The sequence below is a fragment of the Promicromonospora sp. MS192 genome (assembly GCF_049532985.1).
Taxonomy (GTDB): Bacteria; Actinomycetota; Actinomycetes; order Actinomycetales; family Cellulomonadaceae; genus Promicromonospora.
On record NZ_CP186693.1, the window covers coordinates 5953017 to 5967857 of the forward strand.

General features: G+C 73.8%; 11 protein-coding genes. 10 read left to right on the forward strand and 1 reads right to left on the reverse strand.

Annotation, left to right across the window (positions count from 1 at the left end):
• The first annotated feature begins 34 nt into the window (after positions 1-34).
• The 7 genes from ACO229_RS26545 to ACO229_RS26575 all read left to right on the forward strand — a co-directional run bounded on the left by ACO229_RS26545 (position 35) and on the right by ACO229_RS26575 (position 9684).
• Complete coding sequence (locus ACO229_RS26545) at positions 35-847, forward strand: electron transfer flavoprotein subunit beta/FixA family protein (protein ID WP_397432832.1); 813 nt, start codon at positions 35-37, stop codon at positions 845-847.
• A 58-nt stretch (positions 848-905) separates the two neighbouring features.
• Positions 906-1883 (forward strand): electron transfer flavoprotein subunit alpha/FixB family protein, encoded by a 978-nt coding sequence (locus tag ACO229_RS26550; RefSeq protein ID WP_397432831.1) that lies wholly within the window; start codon positions 906-908, stop codon positions 1881-1883.
• Positions 1884-1927: 44 nt separating this feature from the next.
• Positions 1928-3082, forward strand: a complete 1155-nt coding sequence (locus ACO229_RS26555; protein ID WP_423463275.1) for a ThiF family adenylyltransferase — start codon at positions 1928-1930, stop codon at positions 3080-3082.
• 126 nt (positions 3083-3208) lie between these two features.
• The gene (locus tag ACO229_RS26560) at positions 3209-5374 is read left to right on the forward strand and encodes a PhoX family protein (protein WP_423463276.1); all 2166 of its coding nucleotides are present in this window, start codon (positions 3209-3211) and stop codon (positions 5372-5374) included.
• A 158-nt stretch (positions 5375-5532) separates the two neighbouring features.
• On the forward strand, positions 5533-6819 hold the full coding sequence (locus tag ACO229_RS26565) for a cysteine desulfurase family protein (RefSeq protein ID WP_423463277.1): 1287 nt from the start codon (positions 5533-5535) through the stop codon (positions 6817-6819).
• On the forward strand, positions 6816-8237 hold the full coding sequence (gene mnmA / locus ACO229_RS26570) for a tRNA 2-thiouridine(34) synthase MnmA (protein WP_423463278.1): 1422 nt from the start codon (positions 6816-6818) through the stop codon (positions 8235-8237). Before ACO229_RS26565 ends, mnmA begins: the two co-directional genes overlap by 4 nt.
• A gap of 409 nt (positions 8238-8646) precedes the next feature.
• Positions 8647-9684 (forward strand): hypothetical protein, encoded by a 1038-nt coding sequence (locus ACO229_RS26575; RefSeq protein WP_423463279.1) that lies wholly within the window; start codon positions 8647-8649, stop codon positions 9682-9684.
• Between the two features lie 110 nt (positions 9685-9794).
• Here ACO229_RS26575 and ACO229_RS26580 read toward each other — a convergent pair whose 3' ends face one another.
• A complete protein-coding gene (locus tag ACO229_RS26580) occupies positions 9795-11972 on the reverse strand; it encodes a prolyl oligopeptidase family serine peptidase (protein WP_423463280.1) in 2178 nt (725 codons plus the stop codon).
• Between the two features lie 394 nt (positions 11973-12366).
• Between ACO229_RS26580 and ACO229_RS26585 the strand changes: the two genes are divergently transcribed.
• The 3 genes from ACO229_RS26585 (at position 12367) to ACO229_RS26595 (ending at position 14841) form a co-directional block, all read left to right on the forward strand.
• Complete coding sequence (locus tag ACO229_RS26585) at positions 12367-13959, forward strand: ATP-binding protein (protein WP_423463281.1); 1593 nt, start codon at positions 12367-12369, stop codon at positions 13957-13959.
• Positions 13956-14369, forward strand: a complete 414-nt coding sequence (locus tag ACO229_RS26590; protein ID WP_220454811.1) for a roadblock/LC7 domain-containing protein — start codon at positions 13956-13958, stop codon at positions 14367-14369. Before ACO229_RS26585 ends, ACO229_RS26590 begins: the two co-directional genes overlap by 4 nt.
• A gap of 118 nt (positions 14370-14487) precedes the next feature.
• Positions 14488-14841: a DUF742 domain-containing protein gene (locus ACO229_RS26595; protein ID WP_119142763.1), complete on the forward strand. Its 354-nt coding sequence runs from the start codon at positions 14488-14490 to the stop codon at positions 14839-14841.

A 14841-nucleotide genomic window follows, 5' to 3' on the forward strand; every position in this document is an offset into this window, starting at 1 on the left:
CGTGCCACACCGCTCGGCGTCGTACCGTAACCCCATGCGCATCGTCGTCACCGTCAAGTACGTCCCGGACATCAACACCGAGCGCGGCTTCTCCGGTGGCCGGGTCGTCCGTGCGGCCGCGGAGGGCAGCCTGAACGAGCTCGACGAGAACGCGATCGAGGCCGCCCTGCGGCTGCTGGAGGCCGAGCGGGCCTCGGGCGCGATCGGCCCGGACGAGGGCGAGGTCGTGGTGGTCACCATGGCCGGCCCCGACGGCGACCTCGCCGTGCGCAAGGCCTTCCAGTTCGGCGTGGACCGCGGCATCCGGGTGTCCGGCGACGAGCTGGCCGGCTCGGACTACTTCGGCACCGCCGCGGTGCTCGCCGCCGCGATCCGCAGGCTCGGCCAGGAGTCGCCGGTGGACCTCGTGGTGACGGGCATGGCGGCGCTGGACGGCCTCGGCTCCGTGGTGCCGACGCTGCTCGGCGCCGAGCTCGGCCTGCCCACCCTGAACCTCGCCAAGAAGGTCGACCTCGCCGACGGCGTGCTGACGATCACGCGCGAGATCGACGACGCCACCGAGGTGCTGTCCGCGCCGCTGCCCGCCGTGCTGTCCGTGACCGACGGCGCCAACCAGCCGCGGTTCCCCGGCTTCAAGCTCATCATGGCGGCCCGCACCAAGGAGATCGAGGTGTGGTCGCCGGCCGACCTCGGGCTGGACACCGCCGTGGCCGGTGCCTCCGGGGCCCGCACCGAGGTGCTGGCCGCGGCCCCGCGCCCCGAGCGGGCCGAACCCGAGATCGTCACCGACAAGGGTGAGGGCGGCGTGGCCCTGGCCGGCTTCCTCATCCGCAACGACCTGGTCTGAGCCGGAGCGGAACCGGAGCCCCCAGACCACACAGACAGCGCCTGACGAAAGGCACGTGATGACCAACCGCACCGTCCTGGTCCTGCTCGACCCGGCCACCGAGGTCCGCACCAGCGCCCTGGAGCTCCTCACCATCGCCCGCGGCCTCGGCCGCGTCGAGGCCGTCACCCTGGAGGCCCCGACCGTCGAGGTGCTGGCCCAGCTCGGCACCTACGGCGTCGAGACCGTGCACCAGGCCGAGCTGTCCCGGGACGGCGCCTGCGTGAGCGGCGACGAGCGGCACCTGCCCGCCGTCGTCGCGGCCGCGCTCGCCGCCGCCGTCCGGCTGACCGACGCCGACCTGGTGCTGCTGCCCACCTCGTTCGCCGCCAAGGAGGCCGCGGCGCTCGCGGCCCGCGACCTGGGCGCGGGCCTGGTCATCGACGCCGCCTCCGTGCGCGACGTGGACGGCCGGGTCGTGGCCGGCAAGCGCGTGTTCGCCGGGGCGTGGGACACCGAGTGCGCCGTGACCACCGACGTCGCCGTCGTGACCGTCCGGGCCAACTCCGCCGTGGCGCAGCCCGCGCAGGCCGCGGTCGAGCCGGTGACCGAGGGGTACGCCGTCGAGGTGGCGCCGTCCCCGGTGACGCTCGTGTCGCGTGCGGTCAAGGCCGACACGAGCGGCCGCCCGCCGCTCGACCAGGCGGCGATCGTGGTGGCCGGCGGGCGCGGCACCGAGGGCGACTTCGGCCCCGTGGAGGACCTCGCGGACGCCCTGGGTGCCGCGGTGGGCGCGTCGCGTGACGCCGCGTTCGAGGGCTGGTGGGACACCTACGTGGGACAGACCGGCGTGACCGTCGCCCCGCGCGTCTACATCGGCGCCGGCATCTCGGGCGCGCCGCACCACCGGGGCGGCATGCAGGCGTCCCAGGTGATCGTGGCGGTGAACAGCGACCCGGAGGCCCCGATCTTCGAGATCTGCGACTTCGCGGTGGTCGGGCAGCTCGCCGACGTGCTCCCGCAGGCCGCGGCGGAGATCCGCCGGCACAAGGGCTGAGGCGCGGCGCACCGGGGTGGTGGGATGACGTGGTGGAGCCGATCATGACCCCTGCGGGCGGGCTCGGGCCCGCCGAGCGGCGACGGGCCGCCCGTCACCTGCTGCTCGACGGGTTCGGGGTGGCCGCGCAGGAGCGCCTGGCCGCGGCGCGGGTCGTCGTGGTCGGGGCCGGTGGTCTCGGGTCGCCGGTGCTCCAGTACCTCGCGGCGGCCGGCGTCGGCACGCTCGGCGTCATCGACGACGACGCCGTCGAGACCTCCAACCTGCAGCGCCAGGTGCTGCACACCGCGGCCGACGTGGGCCGCGCCAAGACCGACTCCGCCGCCGACGCGCTGCGTGCCCTGGCGCCCGAGGTCCGGGTGATCGCGCACCGCGACCGGCTGACCCGCGAGAACGCCGCGTCGACCCTGGCCGGCTACCACCTGGTGGTGGACGGGTCGGACACGTTCGAGACCCGGTACGCCGTGTCCGACGCCGCCGCGGCGCTGGGCCTGCCCGTCGTCTGGGGCACGGTGCTCGGCTGGGACGGTCAGGTGAGCGTCTTCTGGTCGGCCGCCCCGGACGGGCGCGCCATCACCTACCCGGACGTGTTCGGACCGCAGCCGCCCGAGGGGGAGTCGTGCGCGACGGTCGGCGTGCTGAGCCCGGCGTGCGGCGTCGTGGGCTCGACCATGGCGGTCGAGGCGGTCAAGGTGCTGACCGGGACGGGCGACCCGGCGCTGGGCCGGCTGCTGGCCTACGACGCGCGCACCTCGGGGTGGGACACGATCACGCTGGCGGCGCCGGGCGGGGCGGACGAGGGCGCCGGGGCGTCGTCCGAGGGTGGTGCGCCGGGTCACGCCGGGGGTGCCGCGGGGCTCACGGGCGATGAAGCGGATCCTGCGGGCTCCGCGGACTCCGCGGGGGGTGCTGTGGCGTCCGGGGGCGTCACCGCGACGCCGTCCGACGGCCCCGCGGTCGCGCCCGCTCCCGGCGTCCTGCTCCTGGACGTCGGGCTGCGCCCGGGCGCCGTGCCCGGTGCCGTGTTCGCACGGCTGGAGGACCTGGCGGCCGGGAACTTCCCGGCGGAGCTGCTGGACCATCCCCTGGACGGCCCCGTGCTCGTGGTCTGTGAGCGCGGCCTGCGGTCGCGCGGCGCGGAGCAGCTCCTGCGCGCCGAGGGGTGGCGGGACGTCACCAGCCACGCGATCCTCGGGTGAGGAAAGCCCTCACCACCTGCCGGACATGTCCCGTTCACCTGGGCGTACCGGGGCTTTCGCGGCCGGGACACCGCCTGCTCCTAGGTTGACGACGTCCCACCCCCCTTTCGGACCGGAGAACCTCCGATGACGATCGCCCCTGAGAACCGCCCCCTGCTGACGGTGCACACGCACGCGCGTGGCAAGCGCAGCCCCGTGACCTGCCGCCTCAAGTGCAATGACGCGTGCCTTCACCCCGCTCCGAACGAGAGCGCCAACGAGTACTTCAAGGACGTCGTGAGCTCCGTGCTGTCGCGCCGCGCGATGCTCGGCACCATGGCGGTCGCCGCCGGTGCCGTGGTGATCGGCGCGCAGGCCGCCGGGGCGCCGTCCGCCACCGCGGCGACGCTGGCCGAGGGCCGCCTGCCGGGGCACGGGGACGGTCGCGGCCTGGCCTTCGGCGCCATCGAGCCGCAGCCCGTCGACGTCGACGCGCTGGTCGTGCCCGAGGGTTACACCTGGGACCCGATCATCCGCTGGGGTGACCCGATCCTCCCGGGCGCCCGCACCTTCGACCCGGACAACCAGTCGCCCGAGCAGCAGGCCAAGCAGTTCGGCTACAACTGCGACTACCTCGACATCCTGCCGATCCGGCCGGGTGACAAGAGCCGCGGCACCCGCGGGCTCCTGGTGTCGAACCTCGAGTACACGAACGCCGAGATCATGTTCCCGCCCACGGAGAAGTACTGGGACACCGCCGCCGACGGCAGCCGCACCCAGAACGCCTACGCGCGTGCGATCGAGCGCGCCGCGCACGGCATGGCCGTGGTCGAGGTGCGCCGTCGTTCGACGGGCAAGCCGTGGGACTACCAGCGGATCAGCGTCTACAACCGGCGCATCCACCTGGGCACCGAGTTCGTGCTCGACGGCCCGGCGGCGGGCTCCGACCTGCTGAAGACCGCCGCGGACCCCACGGGTACCCGCGTGCTCGGCACCATGAACAACTGCGCGGGCGGCACCACGCCGTGGGGCACGGTGCTGTCCGGCGAGGAGAACTTCAACGGCTACTTCGTGGCCGCCGGCGCGAACCCGACCGCCGACGCCCGCTACGGCATCGGCTCCTCGACCAGCTACGGCTGGGAGAAGGACGAGGCCCGCTTCGCGCAGTCCGAGGGCTACGAGAACGAGGCCAACCGGTTCGGCTGGATCGTCGAGATCGACCCGTACGACCCGGACGCAAAGCCCGTGAAGCACACCGCCATGGGCCGGTTCAAGCACGAGGGCGCCAACGTCACGCTGTCCCGCTCGGGCCACGCCGTGGCCTACATGGGCGACGACCAGGCGTTCGACTACGTCTACAAGTTCGTCTCGAAGAACCGCGTCGCCAAGGGCGACTCCCGCTGGGCGCGCGCCCACAACAAGACCCTCCTGTCCGAGGGCGACCTGTTCGTCGCGAAGTTCACCGGCGACTCGCCGGCCGCCGAGATCGACGGCTCGGGTGCCCTGCCCTCCGACGGCGCCTTCGACGGCACCGGCGAGTGGATCCCGCTGGTCAAGGACGGCCGCAGCAAGGTGCCCGGCATGTCCCTCGAGGAGGTGCTGGTCTACACGCGCCTGGCCGCGGACAAGGTCGGCGCCACCAAGATGGACCGCCCGGAGGACGTCGAGATCAGCCCCGTCACGGGCCGCATCTACGTCGCGTGCACCAACAACTCCGGCCGCACCCCGACCAACACGGTCGAGGGCGCCACGGAGCCCAACCCGCGCACCCACAAGGTCGTGAACGGGGTCACCACCAACGGCAACCGGGACGGCCACGTGGTCGAGATCATCCCGTCCGGCGACCAGACCTCCACCCGGTTCACGTGGAACCTGCTGCTGGTGGCGGGCGACCCGGCCGTCGAGGGCACGTACTTCTCCGGCTACCCCAAGGACCGGGTCTCGCCGATCTCGTGCCCGGACAACCTGGCGTTCGACGCCGAGGGCAACCTCTGGATCTCCACCGACGGACAGCCGAGCTCCAGCGGCATCGCCAAGTGCGACGGCCTGTTCAAGGTGCCCGTCGCCGGCCGCGAGCGCGGTCACGTGCAGCAGTTCCTCTCGGTGCCCGCCGGCGCCGAGACCTGCGGCCCGCTGGTCGACTCGCGCGACGGCATGGTCTACGTCAACGTGCAGCACCCGGGCGAGAACGGTTCGTTCGACGCACCGGAGTCCTTCTTCCCGGACTACGTCGCGGCCGGTGTCCGCCCCGAGGCGGGCGACTTCCGCGGCCCGCGCCCCACGGTCGTCCAGGTCTACCGCGGCCGCCGCTGACCCGAGCCGCTGACCCGAGCCGCTGAGTGCGGGACATTCGCCCTTCCGAACGCCTCGGGAGGGCGAGTGTCCCGCTCTCAGCGGTCTTCGTTTCGCGTGGGGATCGCGTGGGTCACACCACGGGAAGCGTTGGCGGCCCGGAGACGTTCGTAGACTTGATGACCGTGACCACCCCGCCCCCCGAGCCCGAGCGCGCGCCCCTGACGGTGTCCGGCGCGCACGGCGAGGCGCCCCGCGAGCCGGACGGCGCCTACCTCGACCACGCCGCGACCACGCCCATGTCGGCCGCGGCGCTCGCGGCGTTCGTCGCCGAGGCGCAGCGCACCGGCAACGCGTCGTCGCTGCACTCCGCGGGCCGTACGTCGCGCCGTGCGGTCGAGGAGGCGCGCGAGACCCTCGCCCACGCCCTGGGCGCCCGGCCGAGCGAGGTCATCTTCACGTCCGGCGGCACCGAGGCGGACAACCTCGCGATCAAGGGCATCTTCTGGGGGCGCCGCGCCCAGGACACGCGCCGCACCCGCATGCTCGTCTCCGCCGTCGAGCACCACGCGGTGCTCGACCCCGCGTTCTGGCTGGCCGGCCACGCCGGCGCCGAGATCGTGCTCCTGCCCGTGGACGGCGACGGCGTGCTCGACCTCGACGCCCTGCGCGCCGAGCTCGCCGCCCACGGCGACGAGACCGCGCTGATCAGCGTGATGTGGGCCAACAACGAGGTGGGCACCATCCAGCCGGTCCGTGACGTGGTGCGCGCCGCCCGGCCCTACGGCATCCCCGTGCACACCGACGCCGTGCAGGCAGTGGGTCAGACCGAGGTGGACTTCACGGCGTCCGGCGTGGACGCCATGACCGTGTCCGGGCACAAGTTCGGCGGCCCGGTCGGCGTCGGCGCGCTGCTGGCCCGGCGGGACCTGGCGCTCGACGCCGTGCTGCACGGCGGCGGCCAGGAGCGCGGCGTGCGATCCGGCACGCTGGACACGGCGTCGATCGCGGCCTTCGGCGTCGCCGCGCGGCACGCCGTCGAGTGCCTGCCGCAGCGCGCGGCCCGTCTGTCCGCCCTGCGCGACGACCTCGTCGCCCGGGTGCGGGACGCCGCCCCGGGCGCGGTGCTGCGCGGCGCGGACCCGGCGTCGGGCCTGCGCCTGCCGGGCAACGCCCACTTCACGTTCCCGGGCGCCGAGGGCGACTCGCTCCTTTACCTTCTCGACTCGGCGGGCGTCCAGGCCTCGACCGGTTCCGCGTGCCAGGCGGGCGTGCCGCAGCCGTCGCACGTGCTGCTGGCGATGGGCGTGCCCGAGACCGAGGCCCGCGGCGCCCTGCGGTTCACGCTCGGGTCGACGTCCGTCGAGTCCGACGTCGACCGGCTCGTGGCCGCGCTGCCCCAGGTGGTCGCCCGGGCCCAGGCCGCGGGCCTGGTGTCGGGCCGGGCGCTGGGCGGTGTCTCGTGAGGGTGCTGGCCGCCATGTCGGGCGGCGTGGACTCCGCCGTGGCCGCCGCGCTCGCCGTGGAGGCGGGGCACGACGTGGTGGGCGTGCACATGGCGCTCTCCCGCAACCGGGACCAGTTCCGCACGGGTTCGCGCGGCTGCTGCTCCATCGAGGACGCCGGCGACGCCCGCCGGGCCGCCGACGTGCTCGGCATCCCGTACTACGTGTGGGACCTGTCCGAGCGGTTCGAGGACACGGTCGTGGCCGACTTCCTGTCCGAGTACGAGGCCGGCCGCACCCCCAACCCGTGCGTGCGCTGCAACGAGCACATCAAGTTCGAGGCCCTGCTCGACAAGGCGACCGCCCTCGGCTTCGACGCCGTCGCGACGGGCCACTACGCGCAGATCGTCACGCGGGAGGTCGCCCTGCCCGCCGGCGGCGCGCGCACCGTGCGCGAGCTGCACCGCTCGCCGAACGACGCCAAGGACCAGTCGTACGTGCTGGCCGTGGCGGGGCCCGAGCGGCTCGCCCGCGCGATGTTCCCGCTCGGCGGCTTCGCGTCCAAGGACGAGGTGCGCGCCGAGGCTGCGCGCCGCGGCCTGTCGGTCTCGGCCAAACCCGACTCCTACGACATCTGCTTCGTGGCCGACGGCGACACCCGCGGCTTCCTGCGCGAGCGCCTGGGTTCGCGCCCGGGCGAGGTGGTCGACGTCGACGGCGAGGTGGTGGGAGAGCACGACGGCGCCTACGCGTTCACCGTGGGACAGCGGCGGGGCCTCGCGCTGGGACGTCCGGCGGCCGACGGCAGGGCGCGCTACGTGGTGGACGTGCAGCCCGCGACCAACACCGTGGTGGTGGGCCCGGCCGAGCTGCTGAGCGTGGACCGGATCGCGGGGGAGAAGGCCCTGTGGTTCGACGGGGTGCTGCCGGACGGCGCCGGGCCTGGGGCCGGGGCGCCGGAGGGTGCCGTCGTGCCGGACGCGGACGGCTGGTTCGACGCCGAGGTGCAGGTGCGCGCGCACGGGGCACCCGTCGCGGCGCGCGTCCGCGCGGTGGCCGGGGTGGAGTCGGCTGGGGTTGGGGCCGGGGCTGGTTCGGCGTCCGCGGGTGAGTTGGTGTCCGCTGGTGGGTCGGCGTCCGCGGGTGGGTCGGCGTCCGCGGGTGAGTTGGCGACTGCGGGTGAGTTGGCGACTGCGGGTGAGACGGCGACTGCGGGTGAGTCGGCGTCCGCGGGTGAGCTGGCGAGCGCGGGCGGTCGAGCGTCCGCGGGTGAGCTGGCGACCGCGGGCGGTCCGGCGACGCCGGGGATGGAGGTCGAGCTGACGGGCGGTACGCTGCGAGGCGTCGCGCCCGGTCAGTCCCTGGTCGTGTACCGAGGGACGCGGGTGCTGGGCCAGGCAACGGTGTCCCACGCCGGACGCTCCCGGGCGCGAAGCTGACGCGGCCCGCCCGGCACTGACATCGGTCCCCCGCCCGATCTGCCCTGTCGACTTCGGTCGGAGGCACCGAGATCGGTCGTTCAACGGACCGATCTCGGGGCTGGCGACCGATCAGCGGTTCCGATCGGGTGCAAGGGACCGATCAGCGGTCCTGATCGGGTGCAAGGGGCCGATCAGCGGTCCTGATCGGGTGCAAGGGACCGATCAGCGGTTCCGAACCGGTGCAGGCGACCGATCAGCGGTTCCGATCGGGTGCAAGGGACCGATCAGCCGTCCCGATCCGGTACAAGGGACCGATCAGCCGTCCCGATCCCGTGCAAGCGACCGACCAGCCGTCCCGATCCCGTGCAAGGGACCGAAACAGCGCGCCCCTGGCGTGCACCACCCTCCATCTGAACGAGGAGAGCCGATGACCGCAGTGAGCGGACACGGGCCCTGGCCCGGCGGTGAGCGTGACGTGCTCGACGCACAGCAGACCGCCCTGGGCGAGCTCGCCGAGCTGCCGACCGGCGTGGACGCGGTGCCCTTCCTGACGCAGCTCACGCAGCGCGGCCCGGGCGCGGACCCGCTGGGACGGACGGCGGTGCTCCTGACCGAGATGCCCGTCGAGCTCGGCCCCCACGGCTGGAAGCTCACCGACCACCCCGGCGCCGACGCCCGGCGCGCGGACGCGTTCTGGCGCGAGGACCTCGGTGCGCTGGCCGTCGCGGCGCACGGGCACACGGGTGCGCTCACCGTCGAGGTGCTGGGGCCGTGGACCCTGGCGGCCCAGCTCTGGGCGGCCCGCGGCGACCGCGTCCTGGCCGACACCGGGGCGCGTGCCGACCTGGGCCTGGCGCTCGCCGACGGTGTGCGCAGGCTGGTCTCCGACGTCGTGGCCCAGGTGCCCGGCGCCGAGGTGACCGTGCAGCTCGCGGAGCCGTTGCTCGGCCAGGTGCACGCGGGCGTGCTGCCCACGTTCTCCGGCTACTCGCGGCTGCGTGCCGTGGCCGGACCCGAGATCGTGGAGGGCCTGGAGCCGGTGCTCGCCGCGGTACGGGACGCGGGCGCGCGCTCGGTGGTGCACCTCGGGAGCACCTGGGTGGGAGTGCCGCCGGTGGTGCTCGCGGGCGCCGACGCGCTGGGGCTCGACCTGGCCGACGTCGGCCCCGGCGGGTGGAACGAGAAGGCCTGGGAGCTGATCGCCCGGGCGACGGAGCGAGGCACCGGGCTGTGGGCCGGGCTGCCGCCGGCGCAGGTCTCGCAGTGCGCGGGCCCGGCGCTCGGCGCGCTGTCCGACCTGGTGGCGGTCCCGTGGCGACGGATCGGCCTGCCCGCCAAGGGCCTCGCGGACGTCACGCTGCTGGCCGCGCACCGCGCCACGCTCGCCCCGGTGGACGCGCACCGCGCGGAGCTGGCCAACCTGGGCCGCGTCGCGGAGACCCTGGCGGAGCAGGCTGAGGCCTGACCGTCCGGCCGCCCGGGGCTCGGCGATCCGCGGGGTCGGCGGGCCGGTGCGACCGGCCTGCCGACCCGCGAACTCGATGGTGCGCAGTCAGCCGTGCAGACGCCGGGAGGTCAGCCCGCCAGCCGGTTCCACAGGAACGTCCAGTGGGTCGCCGCCATGTACGCCGCCTGGGCGTTGTCCGCCGCGCCGCCGTGCCCGCCCTCGATGTTCTCGTAGTACGTCACGTCCTTGCCCGCGGCCAGCATGAGCGCCGCCATCTTGCGGGCGTGACCGGGGTGCACGCGGTCGTCCTTGGTCGACGTCGTGAACAGCACCGGCGGGTACTCCCGTGCGGCGTCGAACAGGTGGTACGGCGAGAAACCGCGCACGAACGACCAGTCGTCGGTGTCCGGGTCGCCGTACTCGGCCATCCAGGACGCACCGGCCAGCAGGTGCGAGTACCGCTTCATGTCGAGCAGCGGCACGCCCACGATGATCGCCCCGAACAGCTCCGGGTACTGGGTCAGCATGTTGCCGGCCAGCAGCCCGCCGTTGGACCGGCCCTCCATGCCGAGCCGCTCCGGCGTCGTGACCCCGGTGGCCACCAGGTCGCGGGCGACGGCGGCGAAGTCCTCGTACGCACGGTGCCGGTTCTCCTTGAGCGCCGCCTGGTGCCAGGCCGGCCCGTACTCGCCACCGCCGCGGATGTTCGCCACGGCGTACACCCCGCCGCGGTCCAGCCACGCGCGCCCGACGGTGCCCGAGTACCCGGGCAGGATCGCGTGCTCGAACCCGCCGTAGCCCCACAGCAGCGTGGGCGCGGGACCCGCCGCGCCCGAGACGAGGTCCGCCCGGCCGACGACGAAGTACGGCACCCGGGTGCCGTCGTCGGACGTGGTGAACCGCTGCTGCACCTCCAGCCCCGCGGTCTCGAAGTAGGACGGCGCGGACCGGAGCACCTCGGGCTCCGCCGGCGTACCGCCCACGGTGGCCAGGCTCAGGGTCGACGGCGTGAGGTAGCCGGTGGTGACCACCCAGACGTCGTCGGAGTCGACCACGTCCACCGCGCCCACGCCGACGGTGAGCAGCTCGCCGCCCACGGGCAGCTCGCCGCGTACCCACTCGCCGCCCGCTGCCCCGGCGTCCGAGCCCGCCCCGGCGTCCGCCGGCGGAGTCAGCACGTGGAGCAGGTTCTTCACGTCGTCCAGCACGTTGACCACGAGGTGGTGCCGCGTCCAGGTGACCCCGGCGAGCGACGTCGTCGGCGTGGGCTCGAAGAGGACCGTCAGGTCGCGCGACCCGGCCATGAACGCGTCGAACGGCGCGGCCAGCAGCGAGCCGGCGCGGTACGTGGCGCCGCCGACGCTCCAGTCGTCGCGCAGCCGCACGAGCATCCACTCGCGGTGCAGGCTCACGTTCGCCGAGTCCGGCACGTCGATCTTGGTCAGGGTCTGCCCGGCCGTGCCCACGCCCGTGGCCAGGTAGGTCTCGTTGGCGTAGAACCGCAGGGCGCGGTGCACCAGGTCGCGCTCGAAGCCCGGGGTGTGCGAGCGGGACGCACTGATGTACATGTCCTGCTCGGTGCCCTCGTAGACGAGGGTCGCCTCGGCCAGCGGCGTGCCGCGCCGCCAGAGCCTGACCTGCCGCGGGTAGCCCGACGGCGTCATCGTGCCGGCGCCGAAGTCCGTGTACACGTAGACGGTGTCCGCGTCGACCCACGACAGCCCGCCCTTGGCCTGGGCCCGGACGAAGCCGCCCGCCTCCGGGGCGACGAACTGCTTGGTGACCAGGTCGAACTCGCGTGTCACGTCGGAGTCGGAGCCACCGGGGGAGAGGTCCACCAGCGCGTGCCGCCGCGGCTCACCGGCCGCGAGCTGCTCCGGCGTCGGGCGCAGCACGCTCGCGCCGTGCCAGACCCAGCTCTCGCCCTCCTGCTCGGCCAGGGCGTCGAGGTCGAGGACCGTCTCCCACTCGGGCTCGCCGGTCCGGTAGGAGTCGAGCGTGGTGCGGCGCCACAGCCCGCGCCGGTGCGCGGCGTCCTGCCAGAAGTTGTAGTAGTGCTCGCCGACCTTGGAGACGTGCGGGATCTTGTCGTCCGAGTCGAGCACCTCGCGCACGGCACGCTCCGTGGCGGTGAAGGCCTCGCCGCCGAGCGCAGCCGCGCTGTGGGCGTTGCGCTCGCGCACCCACTCCAGGGCGGTGTCGCCCTCGACGTCCTCGAGCCACGCGAACGGGTCGGGGGCCCAGGGGTCCAGGGGGGTCGTGGGGAGAGCGGTCCGGGGGGTGGTCTGGGTGTGCTCGACGCTCATGGTGAGCACCCTACGCGGCCGACCGCGGCGGGGTGGCCGGCCGGGCGGCGGCCCGGGTCGCCGTCCCGGAGGTGCGTCAGGCTCCCGCATCGCACCTGCCCGCTTTTAGCCCTATTGTGGTGTTATCGCGCCATGAGGGTGCCACATTCCTCAATGGCAGATATTTTCGCTTGTCGCACCACAGTCGCGCCCTTCCACGGCCAGGACGCTCTGTGGTAGAAACTGCACTCCAGGGGGTTGTTCGCCCTCTTCAGCCGAGTCTTCCCAGACTCTGACGAGACAACAACTTAGGGGGATCGGCTCGGTGAGCTCGATGTCTTCTTCTCCTCCGCCGAGCAGGCTGCGCCAGGTCGCGCCCTGGGTGTGCGTCGCCGGCGTGCTTGCCTACGTACTCGTGGCACCTGTCTTGTTCACCGCCACCGGGGCCTCGTCGATGTGGCCCGCATGGCTGGTCGGCATCGCCGCCGTCGGTCTCGCCGTGGCCGCCGCGCTCATCGCGGCGCGGTCCTCCCGGGACGACATGGCATCGCACGAGGACCTGGTCCTCGCCTACCGCCGGGCCGAGGAGCGCGCCGCCGCGGCGTCCGCCGCCCTCGACGCCCTGGCGAAGGAGCAGCTGCCCGCATTCCTCGACAGCGAGCCCGCCCCGCCGCTGCCGCACCTGCCCGGCGACGCCGCCGCCCAGGCCCGCCTCGACGAGGCCGCGAGCATGCTCGCCCGGGTGCAGGAGGAGCGCGTCGCCCGCCGCGACGCCGTCCAGGTCGCCGTGGTCGCCCTGAGCCGCAAGGTCCAGGCCGCCGCGCACCGCATCCAGGAGGAGGCGGCGCGCATGGTGCAGCGCCACCCCACCGACCCGGACATCCTGCAGACCTCCATGCGCGTCGACCACGCGGCCGCCCAGCAGGCCCGCCAGGCCCAGAGCCTCGCGGCCCTGTGCGGCGAGTGGCCCGGTCAGCAGTGGAGCGAGCCCCTCCCGCTGCCCGACGTCGTCAAGGGCGCCGCCAGCCGGATCACCGCCTTCCACCGCGTCGAGGTCTCGGGTGACCCCGGGGTCGCCGTCTCCGCGCGGATCGTGGAGCCGCTCATCCACCTCGTGGCAGAGCTGCTGTCCAACGCCACCCAGTCCTCCCCGCCCACCACCCAGGTGCTCGTGGCCCTGCGCCAGGTGCAACGTGGTGCCGTCATCGAGATCGACGACTGCGGCGTGGGCCTCGACCTCAAGCAGCTCGAGCAGGCGCGCGACATCGCGTCCGGCAAGCGCGAGATCAGCATCACCGAGCTCGGCGAGATCCCGCAGACGGGCCTGGCCGTGGTCGGTACCTACGCACGCCGGCACGGCTTCCGCGTCGACGTCACCGAGTCCGTGTACGGCGGCCTGCGCGCCATCGTCATGATCCCGGCCGAGCTCACCGAGGCAGTGGTGCCGTCGGGCATGCTCACGCCGGCAGCGACCCTGCCGAGCGCCACCACACCGTCCAGCGGGGTGTCGGCGCTCGGGTCCAGCCGCAGCGCCACCGCCGTCGTCGAGGCACCGCTCGCACCCGAGCTGCCCACCGCGAAGCCCGCGGACGACGACGAGTGGCCCGCTCCCGCGGCACCCGACCCTGTGACCGAGGTCCTGGCCGAGCCGCTGAACGCGCCCGGCGAGACCGTCGACGACGAGGAGGAGACGCCCGTGGCCGGTGCCCCGGTGCAGGCCCCTGGCGAGCTGCCCCTGCGTCCTGGGCGGCCCCGCCCGGAGGACGACGAGTTCCCCGAGCCGTCCGCGCTCCCGCAGCGGCGCTCGCGCCGAGGCGAGGCGGACGCGCCCGAAGGACGGACCACGGCCCCGGAGCCCCGTACCAGCGCTCCGGGTGCTGCTCAGACGGCCGAGGAGGCCGGCGAGTGGATGGGCGCCTTCTTCAGCTCGAGCGAGGCTCGGTTCGGGGACTCACCTGACAGCAGCGAACCGCCGGCCGGTGCCGGCGGACCTTCGGAGGACCGATGACTACGCAGGCCGACGGCATGACGAGCACCGACGGCAACAGCTGGATGCTCGAGCTCATCAGTGGTGTACGGGGGGTGAGGCATGTCGTCGTGCTCACCTCGGACGGGCTGATGAAGGTCCGGACGGACCAGACACCGCTGGACGTGGCCGACAAGGTGGCGGCGGCGTGCGCCGGACTGGCGGCACTGGGTATCGGAATGAGCAGGGAGTTCGGGAACAGCGACACGATCCGCCAGGTGATGGTGGAGTTCGACGGCGGGTTCCTGTTCGTGCGGGGGGCCGGTGACGGTTCCCGCCTCGCGGTCGTGACCGAGGCGGTCATCGACCCGGCGCTGATCGCCCAGCAGATGCAGGCCCAGGTGCTGCAGATCGGGGAGCGCACCCTGCGCACCGACCCGATCACGGGCTGACGGCCCGCCGGCGCCGTCCGGAAAGTACCGAGGAAAGCAGTGACCGGGCCCGTCCGGGCCCGGAGGTTCAGGCATCACAGCTCGACCAGGACCCGACCGACCGACAGGGGGCGAGGGGATGGACACCGAGGAGTACCGCGACCACCCGGTGCGCTCGTACGTGCTCACCTCGGGGCGGGCGCACCCGTCGCGCAACACGCTGCGACCGGAGACGCTCGTGCGCGCCGTCGAGAGCCGGCCAGTGCTCTCGACGGCGGGCCGGATGGAGCGCGAGCTCGTCCAGCTCTGCCGTGGCACGCTCGCGCTCGCCGAGGTGGCGGCATACCTGCAGCTACCCGTGAGCCTCGTGGCGGTCATGGTCTCGGACCTGGTCGACTCGGGGAACCTGACCATCCGTTCCAACCATCAAGCGCACGTCCTGCCCGGCAAGGACATCCTGGAGAAGATTCTCGATGGACTCCGCAAGCTCTGA